Origin of the sequence: Periweissella ghanensis, assembly GCF_918814755.1 — a bacterium.
In the GTDB taxonomy this organism is placed as follows: domain Bacteria; phylum Bacillota; class Bacilli; order Lactobacillales; family Lactobacillaceae; genus Periweissella; species Periweissella ghanensis.
The window spans coordinates 70033-88645 of sequence record NZ_CAKKNT010000002.1 but is presented as its reverse complement, the minus strand read 5'-3'; the positions used below and the strand labels follow the sequence as shown (position 1 = coordinate 88645).

Genomic DNA, 18613 nt, shown 5'->3' with positions numbered 1-18613 from the left:
CAAACTAAAACTTGGCTGCAAGAGAAAATAGGACGGTTTAAATGGCAACAGAAGTATTGATTGATACAGAATACATAACCCTTGGACAAATGTTGAAGATTGAAAACGTGATTAGCTCTGGTGGCCAAGCTAAATGGTTTTTATACGAAGTTGAAGTACTTGTTAATGGTGAACACGATGAACGTCGCGGACGAAAACTTTACCCCGCTGACACCGTTTCAATTCCTGACTTTGGCGAATTTGTCATTCGAGCTAAGTAAAGGTATCGATGCAATTAGCGAATTTAACGCTGCATAATTATCGTAACTACACAGATTTGACAGTCACTTTTGCACCTGGGGTCAATATCCTTTTAGGACCGAATGCCCAAGGAAAAACAAATTTGTTAGAAGCGATTTATGTGCTAGCCTTAGCCCGTTCTCATCGGACAAGTAGCGATAAGGAATTAATTAGTTGGCAAGCAGAAGACGCCCGCATTAGTGGGAAAGTCCAACGCCAACACGGGGATGTCCCCCTCGAGTTACAATTTACGAAAAAAGGCAAAAAGGCCAAAGTAAACCATCTCGAACAAGCCAAGTTATCGCAATATATTGGTCATTTGAACGTGGTTTTATTTGCTCCTGAAGATTTGGAGCTCGTAAAAGGCGCCCCGAGTGTCCGGCGGAATTTTATTGATCGCGAATTTGGGCAAATTAATCCCAAATATTTATATAATGCGAGTCAATATCGCAATGTTTTACGGCAACGGAACAATTATTTACGGCAATTAATGACTAAGCAAGCCACGGATTTAATTTATTTGGACGTCTTAACCGATCAATTAATTGAATTTGGGGCTGAAATTTTATTTGCCCGTAAAACGCTGTTAACTAAATTGGAAGCAGCAGCTGCCCCGGTACAAGAATCGATTACCGATGGCCGGGAACAGCTAGTATTTGAATATGTGTCACCAATTGCGTTAGCCCAGTTACCAGATTTAGCGGCCATCAAAGCGGCTTTAATCGAACGGTACGCCAAGCAACGCACGCGTGAAATTCAACAAGGCACGACCCTAGTTGGCCCGCATCGGGATGATTTACAATTTATTGTGAACGATAAAAATGTCCAGACGTATGGCTCACAAGGCCAACAACGAACGACCGCGTTAGCTGTTAAGCTCGCGGAAATCACCTTGATGAAGGATGAAACTGGCGAATATCCAGTCTTATTGCTGGATGATGTGTTATCGGAATTAGATACCCATCGCCAAACGCATTTATTAAAAACAATTCAAGATAAAGTGCAAACATTCATAACGACGCCGAGTCTGAGTGATATTGCCCAACAATTAATCAACGAACCAAAAGTCTTTGCAATCAAAGCAGGACAGTTAACGGAGGAAAATGATGGCTGAAGAGAATATCCAAGATTTAACAGCTGAAAATGCAGACGTGGATGCTGATAAAGCAACCCAAATGCAAACCAATGCTGCTGAATATGATGCGAGTCAAATTCAAGTGCTTGAAGGTCTAGAAGCAGTTCGTAAACGCCCCGGGATGTATATTGGGACAACGACTTCACAAGGTCTTCACCACTTAGTATGGGAAATTGTCGATAATGGGATTGATGAAGCGCTAGCCGGCTTTGCTGATCACATTACCGTAACGATTGAAGCTGATAACTCAATTACTGTGACCGATAATGGTCGGGGAATTCCGGTTGATATCCAAGCTAAGACTGGTAAACCAGCCTTAGAAACCGTTTTTACAGTCTTGCACGCCGGAGGTAAATTCGGTGGTGGTGGATACAAGGTTTCTGGAGGTCTTCACGGGGTGGGGGCGTCAGTTGTTAATGCCTTGTCAACGAGCTTAGATGCTAAAGTTGTCCGTGAAGGTAAAGTCTATGCTATGACTTTTGAACGTGGTCACGTAACCAAAGACATGCATATTTTAGACGAAACAGCCGAACTTGAACGTGGAACAATTGTCCACTTCTTGCCAGATCCAGATATCTTCCAAGAAACGCAAATTTTTGATGCCAAAATTTTGACAACGCGGGTCCGCGAATTAGCCTTCTTGAACAAAGGCTTACGGATTTCAATCACCGATAACCGCGAAGCAGAACCCGTAACGCACTCATTCCACTACGAAGGTGGGATCAAAGAGTATGTTAAATACTTGGACGAAAAGAAAGATGTGTTATTTGAAGAACCAGTGTATGTTGAAGGTTTGGAAAAGGGCATCATGGTGGAAGTTGCGTTGCAATATACGGATGATTACCACTCAAACTTGTTGTCATTTACTAACAACATTCACACGTATGAAGGTGGAACGCACGAAACTGGGTTTAAAACTGCTTTGACGCGGGTTATCAATGACTACGCGCGCCAAAACAAATTAATCAAAGAAAATGAAGACGCTTTGAGTGGGGAAGATGTCCGGGAAGGTTTGACGGCCGTTGTGTCTGTTAAACACCCTGATCCTCAATTTGAAGGTCAAACGAAAACGAAACTTGGGAACTCAGATGCGCGTCAAGCGACTGATCGGATGTTCTCAGAGACTTTCTCACGCTTTATGTTGGAAAACCCTGATGTGGCCCGCAAAATCGTTGAGAAGGGTTTAATTGCCTCTAAAGCACGGGTTGCTGCGAAGCGAGCCCGCGAAATGACACGTAAAAAGTCTGGTTTGGAAATTTCTAACTTACCAGGTAAATTAGCGGATAACTCTTCAAAAGATCCCGCTATTTCAGAATTATTTATTGTCGAAGGGGATTCAGCCGGGGGTTCTGCTAAGCAAGGACGTTCACGGTTGACGCAAGCAATCTTGCCAATTCGGGGTAAGATTTTGAACGTTGAAAAAGCTTCAATCGATAAAGTTTTAGCGAATGAAGAAATTCGTTCCCTCTTTACAGCCATGGGAACTGGTTTTGGTGGCGACTTTGATATTTCAAAAGCCCACTACCACAAATTAATTATCATGACCGATGCCGATGTCGATGGTGCCCATATTCGGACGCTCTTGTTGACATTGTTCTATCGTTACATGCGGCCCCTTGTTGAAGCTGGGTACATTTACATTGCCCAACCACCTTTGTACCAAGTCCGCCAAGGTAAATTTGAAAAGTATGTTGATTCGGATGAAGAACTGGATGAATTACTTGGTCAATTACCTGCCGCACCTAAGCCTGCCATTCAACGGTATAAAGGGCTTGGGGAAATGGATGCTGAACAATTGTGGGAAACAACAATGGATCCCGAACGCCGTCGTTTATTACGCGTTGATCCAGCCGATGCAATTGAAGCTGACCAAGTATTTGAAATGTTGATGGGGGACAAAGTTGAACCTCGTCGAGAATTTATTGAAAACAATGCCGTCTTTGTTAAGGACTTGGATTTCTAAATACGATTTGGTACGTAGTGATAATTAACGTTGTCATAGTACGGAAAGGAACATATTTTGACTGAAGAAAGTTTTTCAAAACAAGATGGACGCATCATCGATGTTAACCTTGGTAGCACGATGCGCGAATCATTTTTAAGCTATGCGATGTCAGTTATCGTCGCACGGGCGTTACCAGATGTTCGTGATGGGATGAAGCCGGTTCACCGCCGGATTTTGTATGGGATGAATGAACTTGGGGTGACCCCTGATAAACCATACAAGAAATCAGCCCGGATCGTTGGGGACGTCATGGGGAAATATCACCCCCATGGTGACTCCGCGATTTATGAATCAATGGTGCGGATGGCCCAAGACTGGAGTTACCGTTATCTTTTAGTTGATGGTCACGGTAACTTTGGATCAATCGATGGTGATAGTCCGGCCGCCATGCGGTATACCGAAGCAAAAATGTCAAAAATTGCGATGGAAATGCTCCGCGATATCAACAAAAACACCGTTGATTATGGGGCCAACTATGATGGTACTGAACGCGAACCATTAGTATTGCCAGCCCGTTTCCCTAACTTGTTAGTTAACGGGGCGTCAGGGATTGCCGTGGGGATGGCTACGAATATTCCACCGCACAACTTGCATGAAGTGATTGGTGGATTGCACATCTTGATGAATAATCCAGAAGCAACCACGGCTGACTTGATGGAAGCTATTCCTGGTCCTGATTTCCCAACTGGGGGAATTGTGATGGGGAAAGCTGGGATTCGTAAAGCTTACGAAACTGGTAAAGGAACAGTAACCGTTCGGGCCAAAGTCGATATTGAAGTCGAAAAGAATGGGCGCGAACGCATTATCGTAACCGAATTCCCATACATGGTTAACAAGGCGAAGTTAGTTGAACGGATTGCCGAATTAGCGCGTGATAAACGGGTTGAAGGAATTACTGGGGTTAACGATGAATCTGACCGTGACGGGTACCGCATGGTCGTTGATGTGCGTCGTGACACGTCAGCGAGTGTTGTTTTAAATAACTTGTACAAAAACACGTTATTACAAACGACCTTTAGCTTTAATATGTTGGCTATCAAAGACAAGCAACCTAAAGTACTTAGCCTAAAAGAAATGTTAGTCGCCTACTTGGAACACCAACAAGAAGTTATTCGTCGTCGGACGGAATTTGACTTGAAGAAGGCCCAAGCACGCGCCCACATTTTAGAAGGTTTACGGATTGCCTTAGACCATATTGACGCGATTATTAAAATTATCCGTTCTTCAGCAACGGCCGAAGTTGCTAAAAAGCAATTGATGGACGACTACAAATTATCTGACAAACAAGCGCAAGCGATTTTAGATATGCGTTTGGTTCGTTTGACTGGTTTGGAACGCGATAAGATTGAAAATGAATACAATGGCTTGATGGCATTGATTGCTGATTTACAAGATATCTTGGCTAAACCAGAACGGATCAATGAAATCATTTACCAAGAATTGCTAGAAATCCAAGATAAATTCGGGGATGACCGGCGCACGGAACTTCAAGTGGGGGATGTAACCTCAATTGAAGATGAAGATTTGATTGAAGAAGAAGATGTGATTATTACGTTAACGCATAATGGTTACGCTAAGCGTTTAGCAACTTCAGAATTCAAGTCACAACACCGTGGGGGCCGTGGGGTGCAAGGAACTGGGGTGCACGATGATGATTTCGTCGAACACTTAATTTCGGCATCAACCCACGACACGCTCTTATTCTTCACCAACCTTGGGAAAGTTTACCGTTTGAAGGGGTATGAAATTCCTGAATACGGTCGTAACGCCAAGGGGATCCCAGTAATTAACTTATTGGGTGTTGAAGGTGGTGAAAAGATCCAAGCCGTAATTAATGTCCGTGGCGATGCCAAAACAAGTAAAGACTTCTTGTTCTTTACAACGTTAAAGGGGATTGTTAAACGGACGGCGGTGGCCGATTTTAGTAACATTCGGACGAGCGGTTTACGGGCCGTCAGCTTACACGATGATGACCAATTAATTAGTGTTAACATCACGGATGGCGCTGCTAACATGATGATTGCTACGCACGCGGGTTACGCGGTATCATTTGCTGAAATTGATGTTCGTCAAATGGGTCGTTCAGCCGCTGGGGTCCGTGGTATTCGTTTACGTGAAGGTGATTACGTCATCGGGGCTGATATTTTACTCCCTGATCACAAAGTCTTAGTAATTACTGAAAATGGTTATGGTAAGCAAACCCCAATCACGGAATACCCAATTAAGGGTCGTGGTGGTAAAGGGATTAAAACCGCTAATATCACAGAAAAGAACGGACCATTAGCCGGCATGGCGATTGTTGATGGTAGTGAAGACATTATGTTAACTACTGACCGTGGAGTCATGATTCGTTTCGGCGCTGAAAATGTGTCTGAAACTGGTCGGGCAACCCTTGGAGTTCGTTTGATTCGTCTAGAAGATGATGCGAAAGTTGCGACATTAGCCAAAGTTGATAAGGAAGATGAAACACCGGCAGCTGAAGAATTAGTATTGGAATTAGATACTGATGCCGCAGTTGTTAGTGAAGCAACGACCCCAACGGAAGCAGAAACCGCTAAAGTGCAAAATTTTGCTGATGAATTAGTTAGTGAAAATGAAGCCAACGAAGAAAATTAAGCTTTAAATTAAAAATCGGTGCATTTTAAATGCGCCGATTTTTTTTGTGATCAAAATAATAACCAAAGAAATGTAAAAATTGGCTAATTAGTACTAGTAGTAATTAAATAATCGTGTTAAATTACTTTAAGGTTAACTATTATCTAAAACTATCACTACTAGTATTTTTATCAAATGCAATTAAGCAAAAGTAAATTATTTTTGCAAAATTTAACTAAAAGTAACGCATAAACCGTTGCTATATATCATTTTCTTGAACTTAGTCATGCCTTTTTACTTACCGTCACGAAAATAAGGGAATTAATACCTGTTTATGTAAGCGCTATCATAATAAACGTAAAGTAAGTAATGCAAACATGAAAGGAAGACAAGAAAATGTCAGAATGGCTGAGCTTAGAAAATAAAACAATTATCGTATCAGGTGGTTCATCAGGAATTGGGGATGCAATTGTTGCCGAACTCCTTGCTAATGGAGCTAACGTGGTTAACGCTGACCTTAAGGAAGGGACACGGCAACATGATCATTTAACATTTGTTCAAACGAATGTTACTGATGCCCAAGCAGTTAATAACGTGGTTGAAAAAGCTGCTGCGATTAATGGTGAAATTTGGGGGATTGTCAATAATGCTGGGATTAACAAGCCCCGGTTGTTAGTTGATACCAACGAACCTAACAGTAAATTTGAACTGGATAATGCAACATTTACCCAGTTGTTTGATGTCAATGTTCGCAGTGTCTTCTTGGTATCCCAAGCCGCCGTTCGTTACATGGCCAAACAAGGTCATGGAGTCATTATCAACATGTCGTCAGAATCAGGATTAGAAGGATCAGTTGGTCAAAGTATTTATGCCGCTACCAAAGCCGCTATTAATGGGTTTACGCGTTCATGGGCTAAAGAACTTGGTAAGTTAAACATCCGGGTCGTGGGGGTTGCCCCAGGTATCATGGAAGCAACTGGCTTACGGACATTAAGCTATGAAGAAGCACTAGCTTACACCCGTGATATTACGGTTGAACAACTGCGACAAGGTTACTCATCAACTTCAACAACGCCGATGGGCCGTAGTGGTAAGTTGAGTGAGGTCGCCGACTTTGTAACCTACTTACTTTCTAATCGTGCAAGCTACATTACAGGGGTGACAACCAATGTTGCCGGGGGTAAAACACGAGGTTAATTAAATGGAAAAAAGTATGGATGCGGTATATCTAAATAGTGATGACTATCGTTTGCTAAAAATTTTATTAGCAAACGGGCCAATAAAATTAGAAGACTTGGCGAATAGTGAAAGCGTGTCTACTAGAACTATGCAAAAGTATATTCATGCGTTTAGCACAACGCTAGGGAATATCGCAGAAGTACGAATTAGCCAAGCCGGTTATTTCTTGCATATTCATGATTATCAAAAATTTTCGGCGCTCCAATCAGGATCGTTGAAACAACATCTGGATATTAATGATCAACAAAAGCGGCAGGCTGAAATTCTATTAAATTTAATTTTAAACACTAACGATTATGTAGTTATCGACGAATTAGCGGATGAATATCTAATTGGGCGCAACACGCTACTTAAAGATTTAAAAGTTGTCCGTAGTTGGCTTGATCGTTGCAAAATCGATTTAGCTGGGGTTACTAGTCGGGGGATTAAGTTAGAGGTTAAATCTAATGCGGACTTAGTAATGTTGATTTATAACCATGTTTATGATTATTCACAAATTAATTTTCCGATTCCCGCGGATCTTAGTCAAAAAATTGCAAATCAATTGGCGGGCCAACATATAAAAGACAAAACGATTCAAGTCTTTATCAAAGTGCTACGAATTGTGGCGTTTTTAAAGCAACGGGGTCTTGAAATTACCGGAGTGAGTGAAAATTATCATAACCTAGTTAAGGAAACGCCTGAACTTACCGGGCTTATCAAAATTATTGAGCATGCTTATGGAATTAGTTTTAGTAAAGTTGAAGCTGAATTTATTATGTTTCCTTTCAATATTTACTCAAATGATTTACTAGATAAAACTAAACTCAATGCGCAAATTCAACGCAATGAAGTGCTATTTAAGCAAATTGTAGTGGACATGCAAAATTTAGTGGCAACTCGAATTGATTATGATGTGTTTTATCAACAGATTAAGTATCACTTAGTATTTTTGATCCAACGCGCAGTCTTTCATATTTCGCCATCGGATTATATGACCGATAAAATGATTCAACGGTTCCAATTAGCAGCGGATCTAGCTATTTTATTTGTTGAAAAGCTTTCAAACTATTTGAACATTACGATTAAAGATGTTGAGGTTAACTATCTAACGGTCTACTTTGAACTAACCTTGAAACAAGGGAATGTGACGACGGATAGTAGCTTAAAAGTTGGCTTCTTGAGTAGTATGGGGACGAGTATCCAACAATATTTACAAAGCCAATTGGACAATATTTTTGAATCAAATGTTGAAATTATTCGCTTTGGCAGCGAACAAGAGTTGCAAGCCCATAAAGGCGAAGTTTTGATGGTCTTTACTGATCATCCACTGCTAAATTTACTCGATGTACCAACAGTAATGGTTGGTGATATTTTCCGCGATCGCAGCTTTGAGTTAAAGGTAAAAGCCTCAGTAACCCAATATGCGATTGAAGACGGGCAAATTATTTGGAACGTAACGCGCGTGCATAATAAAGCCGCAGCGACATATGAAAAGATTTTGACGGATGCGACGAAAGAAGATATACGGCAAGGGTTTGTCGGTAAAGAATTTACGAAGGATTTGTTAGCCCACGAAGCAGTTAGCAAATTTATTTTAGAAAATGGCTTGGTGATACCGCATGTGGTGGCATCAACACGGGCGGATGGTATCTTACTACATTTATGTATTTTAGATAATCCAGTGCAGGTCCGAAATATGCGGGTTAAATATGCCGTCATCATTGGTATTCCGCGGGTTTTGAGCCAGCAAAAAGTTCAAACATTGGGCGTGATATACGATTTACTCTTTTTAATTGCCGTCAATGATACCGCAATTATGAATTTAGATCGGATTATCGATAGTAAAAATACATTAACGGAAGTAATGGAGGGATTATAGCATGTACGTAATAATAATTGGTGTTTTCATTGCCGTTGCTTTTTTAATCCAAACGGTGTTAGCCTTTTTCCAAATTAGAAACTTTGCACGAACTTTTCATAAGGTGCGCCAAGACGGTCGTATTTTAATTGGCAAAAACCCGCGGCGCTTTCGCTCAGGTAGCCTAATGTTAGTTGGCTTGGATGCTGATGATCGTATCCGCCAAATCCAAGTTATGAAAGGTATTTCCGTCTTTGATCGTTTTAAGCAAAAAAATACGTATAACGGCGAATTGTTTATCGAATTAGCCACAGACTACCAAACGTTACATAAGATGCGCCGAACGGAACGGGAATGTATCTTGAATGCTTATCGTAATTTTATTAATTACAAAACGAATAACCTAAGTTTTTCAGATTTTGATACAAGTGGGCCCAATTTATTGGAACTACCAGTATTTACCGGAATTTTTAACAAAACTAAGCTGATGACCCAAAAATTGATTCGGCGTTGAAATTTGAAGTAAGGAGAAATTAATTATGCAATATGTTACCGAGTTTGCTTCAGGCTTTATTAAATTATTTAACACTGGTGGGGCGGTGTTGGTCACTTGGATGAAAACCATCGTACCAGTTGTCCTCCTCCTATTGGTCCTAATGAATGCCATTATCGCGTTTGTTGGGGAAGAAAAGATTCAACGGTTTGCGCAAAAAGCCGGGCGAAATGTTCTCATGCGCTACATGGTGTTGCCATTCATCGCGGCCTTTATGCTTGGTAACCCAATGGCATTTACCTTGGGACGCTTCTTACCTGAATTTTACAAGCCTAGTTACTACGCTGCACAAGCCCAATTCTGCCACACTTCTAATGGGGTTTTCCCACACATTAATCCGGGTGAATTATTCGTTTGGTTAGGGATTGCCCAAGGGATTCAAGCATTAGGGCTTAACCAAATCGACTTAGCAATCCGCTACATGTTAGTCGGGATTGTCATGAACTTCGTTGGTGGTTGGTTCACGGATTTAACTACTAAAATGGTCAGCAAGCAAATGGGCATTACACTCTCTAAAGAAGTTGAATTGAAGGTTTAATACGAGGAAGGTGAAGAATAATGGCAAAATGGAATAGCATTCAAGTCACAAAAGGTTCAGGTGGTTACGGTGGCCCGTTGACAATCACCCCAACTGAACAAAAGCACAAATTTATTTATGTAACCGGTGGTAACCGTCCAGCGATTGTTGATCGGATTGCTGAATTAACAGGGATGGAAGCGGTGGATGGTTTTAAAACAGCGATTCCGGAAGAAGAAATTGCATTAGCAATCGTTGACTGTGGGGGAACGCTACGATGTGGCTTGTACCCTAAGAAAAATATCAAAACAATTAACGTCCTTCCAACTGGTAAAAGTGGTCCGTTAGCGAACTTTATTACCCCAGAACTTTACGTTTCAAACGTAGGGGTTAACCAAATTCAATTACTTGATGGTGATACGCCAGTGGCTGTGGAACCGGAAGTGACGAGTACGACTGAAAGTGAAGGCAAGTACGATACTTCTAAATCAATTACCGCCCAAATGCGGAAACCAAGTTTTATCGCTCGAATTGGGATCGGGGCTGGGCGAATTATTGCAACCTTTAATTCAGCGGCTAAAGAATTAGTCCAAACGATGTTGAATACGGTTATTCCGTTCATGGCGTTCGTGGCTTTGTTAATTGGGATTATTCAAGGATCAGGGCTTGGTAATTTATTTGCTAAAATTATGGCGCCATTGGCCGGGAATATCTTTGGGCTTATCTTGATTGGATTTGTTTGTTCATTACCATTCTTGTCACCAATCCTTGGACCTGGTGGGGTCATCGCACAAGTTGTCGGAACTTTGATTGGCCTTGAGATTGGTCGTGGTCACATTGCACCACAATTTGCCTTACCAGCCTTGTTTGCCATTAACACGCAAAATGCCTGTGACTTTATCCCAGTTGGATTAGGATTGGAAGAAGCCGACAGTGAAACAATTGAAGTTGGGGTTGTGTCAGTGCTATACTCACGCTTCTTCAATGGGGTACCACGGGTCTTGGTAGCTTGGCTTGCCAGTTTTGGCCTTTACTCACGTTAAACAAACTACAAATTTATGCATACAGATATGGGGGATGGAAAGATGCCATTAACTACAGAAACAAAATACGATACAACCGTTGTTGAAATTGGTGCCGATGCGATGGAATTTAAGACCATCGGCATGTTGATTTTCTTCGGTGATCAAGCACCTGAACTATTGCGTTCATCATGCTACATCATTAACCTTGGTGAATTACAAGGCCCGGTTAAAGTTAACGATGTGCTCGTAATTGATGATGTAACTTACAAAATCACGGCCGTTGGGGGCGAAGTGGACACAAACTTGGGCAACCTTGGTCACATCAGCGTTGTCTTTGACGGTGCAACGGATGCGAAGTTAGCAGGATCATTGTATGTTGAAGATAATGGTTATCCGGAAATTCATGAAGGTAGTGTTGTTAAGATTTTACAAGGTTAATAGCAAGCCTGGCTTTGCAAATGCTATTGTCGGTTTAAAAAATTAATAATGTAATTTACTTAAAGGAGAAGAACTTTATCATGGCACGAATTAAATTTGATTATACAAACGTTAAGAATTTTGTTAATGATCACGAACTTGCCCAAATGCAAACAATGGTCAATACGGTTGATCGAGATTTACGCGAAGGAACGGGGGTTGGTTCGGAAATGACTGGTTGGATTAAATTACCAACTGATTATGACCAGGCCGAATTTGCCCGGATTCAAGCCGCTGCTAAGAAAATTCAAAGCGATTCTAAAGTTTTAGTGGTGATTGGAATTGGTGGTTCATACCTTGGTTCACGGGCCGCAATTGATTTCTTGCATGAATTCTACAACAATCATTTACCAGATGACCAACGTGAATTTCCACAAGTATTGTTTGCTGGTAACTCAATTAGCCCAGCTTACATTAATGATTTAATCAAAGTAATTGGTGACCGTGACTTCTCAGTTAACGTCATTTCAAAATCAGGCACCACCACGGAACCAGCGATTGCCTTCCGAATTTTCAAGAATTTACTTGAACGTAAATACGGTCAAGAAGGTGCTAAGAGCTGAATTTATGCCACTACTGATGCTAAACGTGGTGCTTTGAAGAGTGAAGCAGATGCTGAAGGTTATGAAACTTTTGTTGTGCCCGATGCAGTGGGGGGCCGTTTCACGGTTTTGACACCATGTGGCTTGTTACCAATTGCAGCATCTGGGGCTGATATTGAACAATTGATGGCGGGGGCTCGTCAAGCCCAAGCAGATTATGCTGATCCAGATTTGGCAACGAATGGTGCTTACCAATATGCCGCTATGCGGAATATCTTATACCGTAAAGGATACACCACGGAAATTCTTGCTAACTGGGAACCAACGCTGCAATACATCGCTGAATGGTGGAAGCAATTGCAAGGTGAATCAGAAGGTAAGGACCACAAAGGAATCTACCCATCATCAGCTAACTACTCAACTGATTTGCACTCATTAGGCCAATATATCCAAGATGGTCGCCGTGACTTGATGGAAACTGTAATTAAGGTTGCTAACCCAGTTAGTGATTATGTTGTGCCATTGGCCGATGAAGATCTTGATGGTTTGGGTTACTTACAAGGTAAAAACATGTCATATGTTAACGATACTGCGATGCAAGGAGTTGTTTTAGCCCACGTTGATGGTGGGGTGCCTAACATGATTATCGAAATTGAGAAGCAAGATGAATTCTCACTTGGTTACTTATTCTACTTCTTTGAAATTGCGCTTGGAATTTCTGGTTACTTAAATGGGATTAACCCATTTAACCAACCCGGAGTTGAAGCGTACAAGACTAATATGTTTGCCTTATTAGGTAAGCCTGGTTACGAAGAAAAGACTAAAGAATTACAAGCCCGGCTATAATAAAACCTGGGACTTAATTTAAAAACAACGCAAAGGGGTTGTGACATAACTCTTTTCAAGTACTAAATTGCTACCAAAACGCGCTCCAGAAGTCCGATATATTCGAAATACGACAAAATCCCCCATGAAGAAAATTCTTCACGAGGGATTTTTAGTGTATTTCTCGATATCGCCCGACTTCTGTCACAGCTCCTTTTTATGGTTAATTATGCAGTGGTTGCGTACTATGTCTATTAGCTAGTGCGCGGGTCACCGCAGTCTGTGCAAGCACTGCTTGGGCATCAATAACAAACTCGGATGGATAAGGTTCACGAGCTTGGGCGACTGACAATTCTGTACAGCCTAAAATAACATAATCACAGTGGGCGTCAATCAATAATCGATTAATTAACGTATGATATTTAGTGCTGTCAACAAAGTCGTTATCTTTAACGTCATCGTAAATGAACTGCATCGTCATTTTTTGCCAAGCTGGTTCAAGGAGGACGACTTCACCGCCGAGAGATTCAATGTATTGCTGGTAGATGTGAGCTTCAATCGTGCCATTAGTCGCTAACAAACCGACCCGTGGTTGTTTATTTTCCATATTAAAACATTGTTGGGCGGCTAATTGGGGCATGTTGAGAATCGGAAAATTAGCGGCTTGTTCTAATTGGGGTAAGAAATAGTGGGCGGTATTACAAGTAATCACCGCAAAATCAGCCCCGCAAGCATTGAGCTTAGTAACGTCATCAAGGAGTGTCGGTAAAGGATTATCAGTTGATTTGCCTAGAATATAAGCAGTTCGATCAGGGACTTGGGCATCATTAATAACCAAATAATTTAAATATTCTTGATCTGAGTGGGCAGGGGTTAAATCATTAATTGCCTTAATAAATGTTTCGGTGGCTTTGGTCCCCATACCACCAATAATTCCAAAAAAATTCTTCATTAATTCCGACCTCCAAATATTTTTACTAATGCCATCTTAGCGTGATTTTAATGAGAAATCAATTAAATAAATGATATATCAATTTGAATAATTAAATTAAAATGATAAATTTTCCGCTTAAGCAATAGAAATTAAAACGGTATACTTAAATTTAACTACGTATGATAACAGCTTGGAGGGATTCGCAAATGAAATTATTACATACAGCCGATTGGCATATCGGTAAACAATTGAATCAATTTAATTTAATTGATGTCCAAAAAGATGCCTTTCAACAAATTAGTACGATTGCCGCTGCTGAAGCGGTTGATGGCATCATCATCGCGGGTGATTTATATGACCGCGCCATTCCAAGTGTTGAAGCCGTTAAGAGTTTTGATGCGATGCTAAAACATTTAAATCTCGAGCAAAACTTACCAATTTATGCAATTTCGGGTAATCACGATGGTGCGAACCGGTTAAATTTTGCCCGGGATTGGTTTGGGGCGCAACAATTATATTTGAATACTAAAATTCAAGAGGCTATGACACCAATTGAAACCCCAACTGCCCAAATTTTTTTATTACCGTTTTTTGATCCGCAAGATGCCCGGATTTTTTACCAAGTATCCGTTGAGAGTAATGAATTACGGACAATTCAACAAGCTATGGATCGCGTAATTGCCGATATCGTTGCCCAATTTGATCCGCAAAAACGGCATATTTTAGTGACGCACTTTAATGTCCAAGGGACCGATAATGAAAATTATGAATTGACCTCTGAAACGACTTCGACGGTCGGGGGGTTAAATACAGTTGCGGCTAGTACCTTTGCGGCGTTTGATTATGTTGCCCTGGGGCACTTGCACTTATGGCAAGCGTCACCCACAAAACAAATTCGTTACAGTGGTTCACCGGTTAAATTTAATACCAAAGAAGCACAAAATGAAAAAGGAGTCTACATTGTTGATATTCCTGAAGACGGCCCGGTGACGACAACGTTTAAGCAAATTACACCGAATAAAGATTTATATGTTTTACGTGGAACATTTGCGGAATTAACTGCACCAGCCACTTATGAACAATATCCTGCTAAAGGGGCGGCTTTTTTTAGCATTCAATTACTTGATCGGCCACAGGAAAAAAATATTCGCCAACAATTGGAAGAAATTTATGGCGATGTAGTTGAATTACAATATCATGTTAATTCAACGTTGGTAAATGCAAATCATCAACAGTTACAAGCGCGTGCGGAAGTATCAGATAGTGAAATTATTAAACAATTTTATGCGGTCGTAATGGCACCAAGTGAACTAAGTACCGCTCAAACGGCGATGATTGATCAGACGTTAACGACATTACGCAGCGAAAGTGAGGAACAAGCCTAATGCGCCCAATTAAAGTTGAAATGAATTATTTTGGTCCGTATGCCCATGGTGTCGTTGATTTTGATCGATTTACGGCCAACCCATTATTTTTAATTAGTGGTCAAACCGGGGCGGGAAAAACGACGATTTTTGATGCAATGACGTATGCCTTATTTGGTGAGGGAAGTGGTAGTCGGAAACCTGAAGATATGCGCTCAGATTTTGCGACATTAAATGATACAACGAGTGTCCGCTTTTGGTTTGAACAACAAGGGACAACCTATTTAGTCACCCGCACGCCGGCCCAAGAACGGGCTGCTAAACGTGGTGGCGGGACAACGATGGGCTTAGCAAGTTGTGCGGTATCGGAATATGATATGGTCACAAAGCAAGAGCACGGCACGAGTTATACGAAGAAAAAAGATGTCGACGAGTTCATTAAGGATTTAGTTTCATTAACGGCGGACCAATTCCGACAAATTATTTTATTACCACAAGCCCAATTCCAAAAATTTTTAACTGCGGATAGTGGTGAAAAAGAAAAAGTTTTACGGGATTTATTTGGGACGAAATTATTTTTAGATTTTAGTGAACGGTTAAAAACCCAAGCCAGTGAATTAGGTAAGCAACAAGAAGCCCAAACCGGCCAAATTAATAACTTATTTGACCAAGTAAACTGGACGGCGGCTGAGGAACTAGCGTTACAAGCTGCCCGGACGTTAAGCGAAAAGCAAGCTTGCCTAGCTACAAAAGTTACTAATCAACAAAGCGCTAATACGCAAGCTCAAGCCACGTTAGCTAGCTTGGATGAACAATTAAATCTCAAGACGAAAGCCTTAACTGTTGGGGAACTTTTGCAAAAAGATTTTGCCCGGCTAGCAGCTTTAAAGGAAGAACAAACGCAATTAACCGCCCAAAGTCAGCTAATGGCAGCTAATCAAGCGGAGGTTGGTAAATTACAGTGGGTTAACCAACAAGCACCGTTGATGGATCAATATCAACAATTAAGTCAAACCTTACCGAATTTAGCGACGCAAGTAACGACTATGGCTGCTGACGTCGCAACATTAACGACTGCCAATGAACAATTAACAGTGACGGCTAATGAATTAGCCAAAGTACAACCCATGATTGATGAAGCAATTATTACACAAGGTAAAATTGCCAATCACTTAATTCCATTAGCCGAACGTAAATTACGCTTAAGTGCGAATATGGATGCAGCGGACGCCAATGCACGGATGGTGCAAGCTAAAATTGGGACACAAAATCACCAAATTAAAACAACGGAAAATCAATTAGCAGCGCAAAATGCGGAATTAACACACGGCCCTGATTTTACCGCCATTAGTACGCAACTCGTAACTTTGCAAGCCGACATTAAGCAAGCCAACAACGTGGCCGAAAAGTTAGCGGAAGGCCAACAAAATTTGGCGCAAGCTGCCGAGCAAAAAGCTGCCATTGAAGCGCAAAGTGCAAAGTTAGCAGACGTTATCGCGGCGGCCAATCAAGCGGTTGACCAACAACGACAACGGCGGCAAAGCTTAATGATTGCCCAATTACAAAATGAACTTACAGATGGCCAAGCATGTGTTGTTTGTGGGGCTTTAGACCACCCAGCAGTGACAAATATCGCCCATCAACAAGTGACCGATGCTGAAATTAGAGCGGCAATGGACGAGTTAGAGGTGCAACAAAGCACTTTAGCAGAAAATAATGCTCAGGCCCAAGTCTTAGCGGAAAAATTAACGGAATTAACAGCTAGTCAACAAGCCAAGCAAGCGCAAGTAACGACCTTAACGGCTGAATTAGGAGCGTTGAATGCGGCTTTAGGGGAATTAGTGCAGCGGGAATTTAGTGTTGTGGGGCCCGTTGAATTTAAGTTTAGCGCTTGGCAACAAGTAGTGACCGTAATTCAAACGGATCTTACTAAGCGACAAGCACACTACAAAGCCTTACAAGCTAGCATTGACACGTTAAGTGACCAGCTTAAAAATGACCGGCAACAATTAGCGGAATACCAAACTAAAGAAGCGCAATATATTGGTATTCGTAAAACGAATGCCGCTGAATTAGCTGATATTAGTACCGAAGTCCGCGACCTAGCGACCGTGGCGGAATATCAAGCTGAGTTAAGGACTGTAACGATTAAAATTGATGACCATCAAGCCAAAGTTACAAAGCTGCAAGCACAACAACAGCAACAACAAATTGCCTTAGCTGATGCGAAGGCTAAGTACACTAGTTTACAAAAACAACAAGCAAGTGTTGCTACTGAATTAACGACCGTTACAGAGCAATTAAATGCCGCCTTAGCGACGCAAACAACCGTAATGACCCTTGATGAGTTACAAGCCCTAATTACGCAAGAGCGGCGTGAAAATCGCCAAGCAAGCCTCACCAAAACCTTGGCCGCTTACGAAACTAATCAAAAGCGGGTCACAATGGAAATTGCAACCTTACACGATACGCTGCAAGCCAAGGAGCAACCAGATTTAACGGTCATCAAAGCCGCCATTGATGAGCTTAAAGTAAAACAACAAGCAGCGCATGCGACCCAAACAGAAATCTACGCACAAATGATGCAACTCGAACAAGTTCAAGCAGCGATTACTAAAATCGTCACGGCGATTGGTAAGCAAGCTGAAACGCTCAATCAATTAACGCAACTGGCTGCCGCTGTGAACGGTAAAAATGACCGCCGTTTAACGTTGGAACGATATGTGTTGCAAAGTTATTTAATAGAAGTTTTAGAGTACGCCAATGAATATTACTTTGCTGATTTAACCAATGGGCGCTACCAGTTTGATATCAATCAAACCACGGGGAGCTATGCAACTAAAACCGGCTTAGAAATCAATATTTATGATAACGATGCTGATGAGTTCCGGTCCGTTGATACGCTTTCAGGTGGGGAAACCTTTTTAGCCTCCTTAGCGATTGCATTATCCCTCGCGGAAGTTATTCAAAATAAAGCGGGTGGGATTCGCATTGATGCGTTATTTATTGATGAAGGGTTTGGCTCCTTGGATGAAGAAACTTTAGAAAAAGCAATGGAAGCACTCCATAAATTGGAACGCAGTGGCCGGATTATTGGGATAATTTCACACGTTGAATCAATGAAACAAGAAATTCAACAACAATTAAAAGTCATCAAACGTGGCGATGGCCAAAGTGAATTAAAGTATCAATTAGCGTAAAAATTTTTAATAAAATAAGCACCAAAAATTTTTTAAACCGTATCTTATTGTCGATCGTAAGCATTTGAAATAAAAAAATCTTT

General features: G+C 41.4%; 13 protein-coding genes and 1 pseudogene. 13 read left to right on the top strand and 1 reads right to left on the bottom strand.

What is annotated here, in order from left to right:
• The first annotated feature begins 41 nt into the window (after nt 1-41).
• The 11 genes and pseudogenes from yaaA (at nt 42) to LQZ76_RS01350 (ending at nt 13053) form a co-directional block, all read left to right on the top strand.
• The gene (gene yaaA, locus LQZ76_RS01400; protein WP_230096985.1) at nt 42-260 is read left to right on the top strand and encodes a S4 domain-containing protein YaaA; all 219 of its coding nucleotides are present in this window, start codon (nt 42-44) and stop codon (nt 258-260) included.
• A gap of 8 nt (nt 261-268) precedes the next feature.
• Entirely contained in the window at nt 269-1393 is a 1125-nt protein-coding gene (gene recF / locus LQZ76_RS01395; RefSeq protein WP_230097982.1) for a DNA replication/repair protein RecF, read from the top strand.
• Between the two features lie 61 nt (nt 1394-1454).
• Complete coding sequence (gyrB, locus tag LQZ76_RS01390; protein WP_230098034.1) at nt 1455-3377, top strand: DNA topoisomerase (ATP-hydrolyzing) subunit B; 1923 nt, start codon at nt 1455-1457, stop codon at nt 3375-3377.
• A gap of 120 nt (nt 3378-3497) precedes the next feature.
• Complete coding sequence (gene gyrA / locus LQZ76_RS01385; protein ID WP_230098033.1) at nt 3498-6035, top strand: DNA gyrase subunit A; 2538 nt, start codon at nt 3498-3500, stop codon at nt 6033-6035.
• Between the two features lie 375 nt (nt 6036-6410).
• Nucleotides 6411-7211 carry an SDR family oxidoreductase gene (locus tag LQZ76_RS01380; RefSeq protein WP_230097981.1) on the top strand — a complete coding sequence of 267 codons (801 nt, stop codon included), beginning with the start codon at nt 6411-6413 and terminating at the stop codon, nt 7209-7211.
• Between the two features lie 4 nt (nt 7212-7215).
• Nucleotides 7216-9114: a BglG family transcription antiterminator gene (locus LQZ76_RS01375; RefSeq protein ID WP_230097980.1), complete on the top strand. Its 1899-nt coding sequence runs from the start codon at nt 7216-7218 to the stop codon at nt 9112-9114.
• Nucleotide 9115: 1 nt separating this feature from the next.
• On the top strand, nt 9116-9607 hold the full coding sequence (locus LQZ76_RS01370) for a transcriptional regulator GutM (RefSeq protein WP_349304825.1): 492 nt from the start codon (nt 9116-9118) through the stop codon (nt 9605-9607).
• 25 nt (nt 9608-9632) lie between these two features.
• Nucleotides 9633-10184 (top strand): PTS glucitol/sorbitol transporter subunit IIC, encoded by a 552-nt coding sequence (srlA, locus tag LQZ76_RS01365; RefSeq protein ID WP_230097979.1) that lies wholly within the window; start codon nt 9633-9635, stop codon nt 10182-10184.
• Between the two features lie 20 nt (nt 10185-10204).
• Nucleotides 10205-11206, top strand: coding sequence for a PTS glucitol/sorbitol transporter subunit IIB (gene srlE, locus LQZ76_RS01360; protein ID WP_230097978.1), 1002 nt, complete (start codon nt 10205-10207; stop codon nt 11204-11206).
• Nucleotides 11207-11248: 42 nt separating this feature from the next.
• Nucleotides 11249-11626 carry a PTS glucitol/sorbitol transporter subunit IIA gene (locus LQZ76_RS01355; RefSeq protein ID WP_230097977.1) on the top strand — a complete coding sequence of 126 codons (378 nt, stop codon included), beginning with the start codon at nt 11249-11251 and terminating at the stop codon, nt 11624-11626.
• Nucleotides 11627-11706: 80 nt separating this feature from the next.
• A pseudogene (locus tag LQZ76_RS01350) lies at nt 11707-13053 on the top strand (glucose-6-phosphate isomerase).
• Between the two features lie 202 nt (nt 13054-13255).
• Here LQZ76_RS01350 and LQZ76_RS01345 read toward each other — a convergent pair.
• Nucleotides 13256-13984, bottom strand: a complete 729-nt coding sequence (locus tag LQZ76_RS01345) for an aspartate/glutamate racemase family protein (protein ID WP_230097976.1) — start codon at nt 13982-13984, stop codon at nt 13256-13258.
• 188 nt (nt 13985-14172) lie between these two features.
• On the opposite strand from LQZ76_RS01345, the gene LQZ76_RS01340 reads away from it, so the two are divergent.
• A complete protein-coding gene (locus LQZ76_RS01340) occupies nt 14173-15351 on the top strand; it encodes an exonuclease SbcCD subunit D (RefSeq protein WP_230097975.1) in 1179 nt (392 codons plus the stop codon).
• Complete coding sequence (locus LQZ76_RS01335) at nt 15351-18530, top strand: AAA family ATPase (protein ID WP_230097974.1); 3180 nt, start codon at nt 15351-15353, stop codon at nt 18528-18530. The genes LQZ76_RS01340 and LQZ76_RS01335 overlap by 1 nt, the downstream gene beginning before the upstream one ends.
• Nucleotides 18531-18613 lie beyond the last annotated feature (83 nt).

What these genes read in the sequence shown, in the direction of transcription:
- yaaA (WP_230096985.1), top strand. Translation starts at nt 42, where the DNA reads ATGGCAACAGAAGTATTGATTGATACAGAATACATAACCCTTGGACAA.
- recF (WP_230097982.1), top strand. Translation starts at nt 269, where the DNA reads ATGCAATTAGCGAATTTAACGCTGCATAATTATCGTAACTACACAGAT.
- gyrB (WP_230098034.1), top strand. Translation starts at nt 1,455, where the DNA reads ATGCAAACCAATGCTGCTGAATATGATGCGAGTCAAATTCAAGTGCTT.
- gyrA (WP_230098033.1), top strand. Translation starts at nt 3,498, where the DNA reads ATGCGCGAATCATTTTTAAGCTATGCGATGTCAGTTATCGTCGCACGG.
- LQZ76_RS01380 (WP_230097981.1), top strand. Translation starts at nt 6,411, where the DNA reads ATGTCAGAATGGCTGAGCTTAGAAAATAAAACAATTATCGTATCAGGT.
- LQZ76_RS01375 (WP_230097980.1), top strand. Translation starts at nt 7,216, where the DNA reads ATGGAAAAAAGTATGGATGCGGTATATCTAAATAGTGATGACTATCGT.
- LQZ76_RS01370 (WP_349304825.1), top strand. Translation starts at nt 9,116, where the DNA reads ATGTACGTAATAATAATTGGTGTTTTCATTGCCGTTGCTTTTTTAATC.
- srlA (WP_230097979.1), top strand. Translation starts at nt 9,633, where the DNA reads ATGCAATATGTTACCGAGTTTGCTTCAGGCTTTATTAAATTATTTAAC.
- srlE (WP_230097978.1), top strand. Translation starts at nt 10,205, where the DNA reads ATGGCAAAATGGAATAGCATTCAAGTCACAAAAGGTTCAGGTGGTTAC.
- LQZ76_RS01355 (WP_230097977.1), top strand. Translation starts at nt 11,249, where the DNA reads ATGCCATTAACTACAGAAACAAAATACGATACAACCGTTGTTGAAATT.
- LQZ76_RS01345 (WP_230097976.1), bottom strand. Translation starts at nt 13,984, where the DNA reads ATGAAGAATTTTTTTGGAATTATTGGTGGTATGGGGACCAAAGCCACC.
- LQZ76_RS01340 (WP_230097975.1), top strand. Translation starts at nt 14,173, where the DNA reads ATGAAATTATTACATACAGCCGATTGGCATATCGGTAAACAATTGAAT.
- LQZ76_RS01335 (WP_230097974.1), top strand. Translation starts at nt 15,351, where the DNA reads ATGCGCCCAATTAAAGTTGAAATGAATTATTTTGGTCCGTATGCCCAT.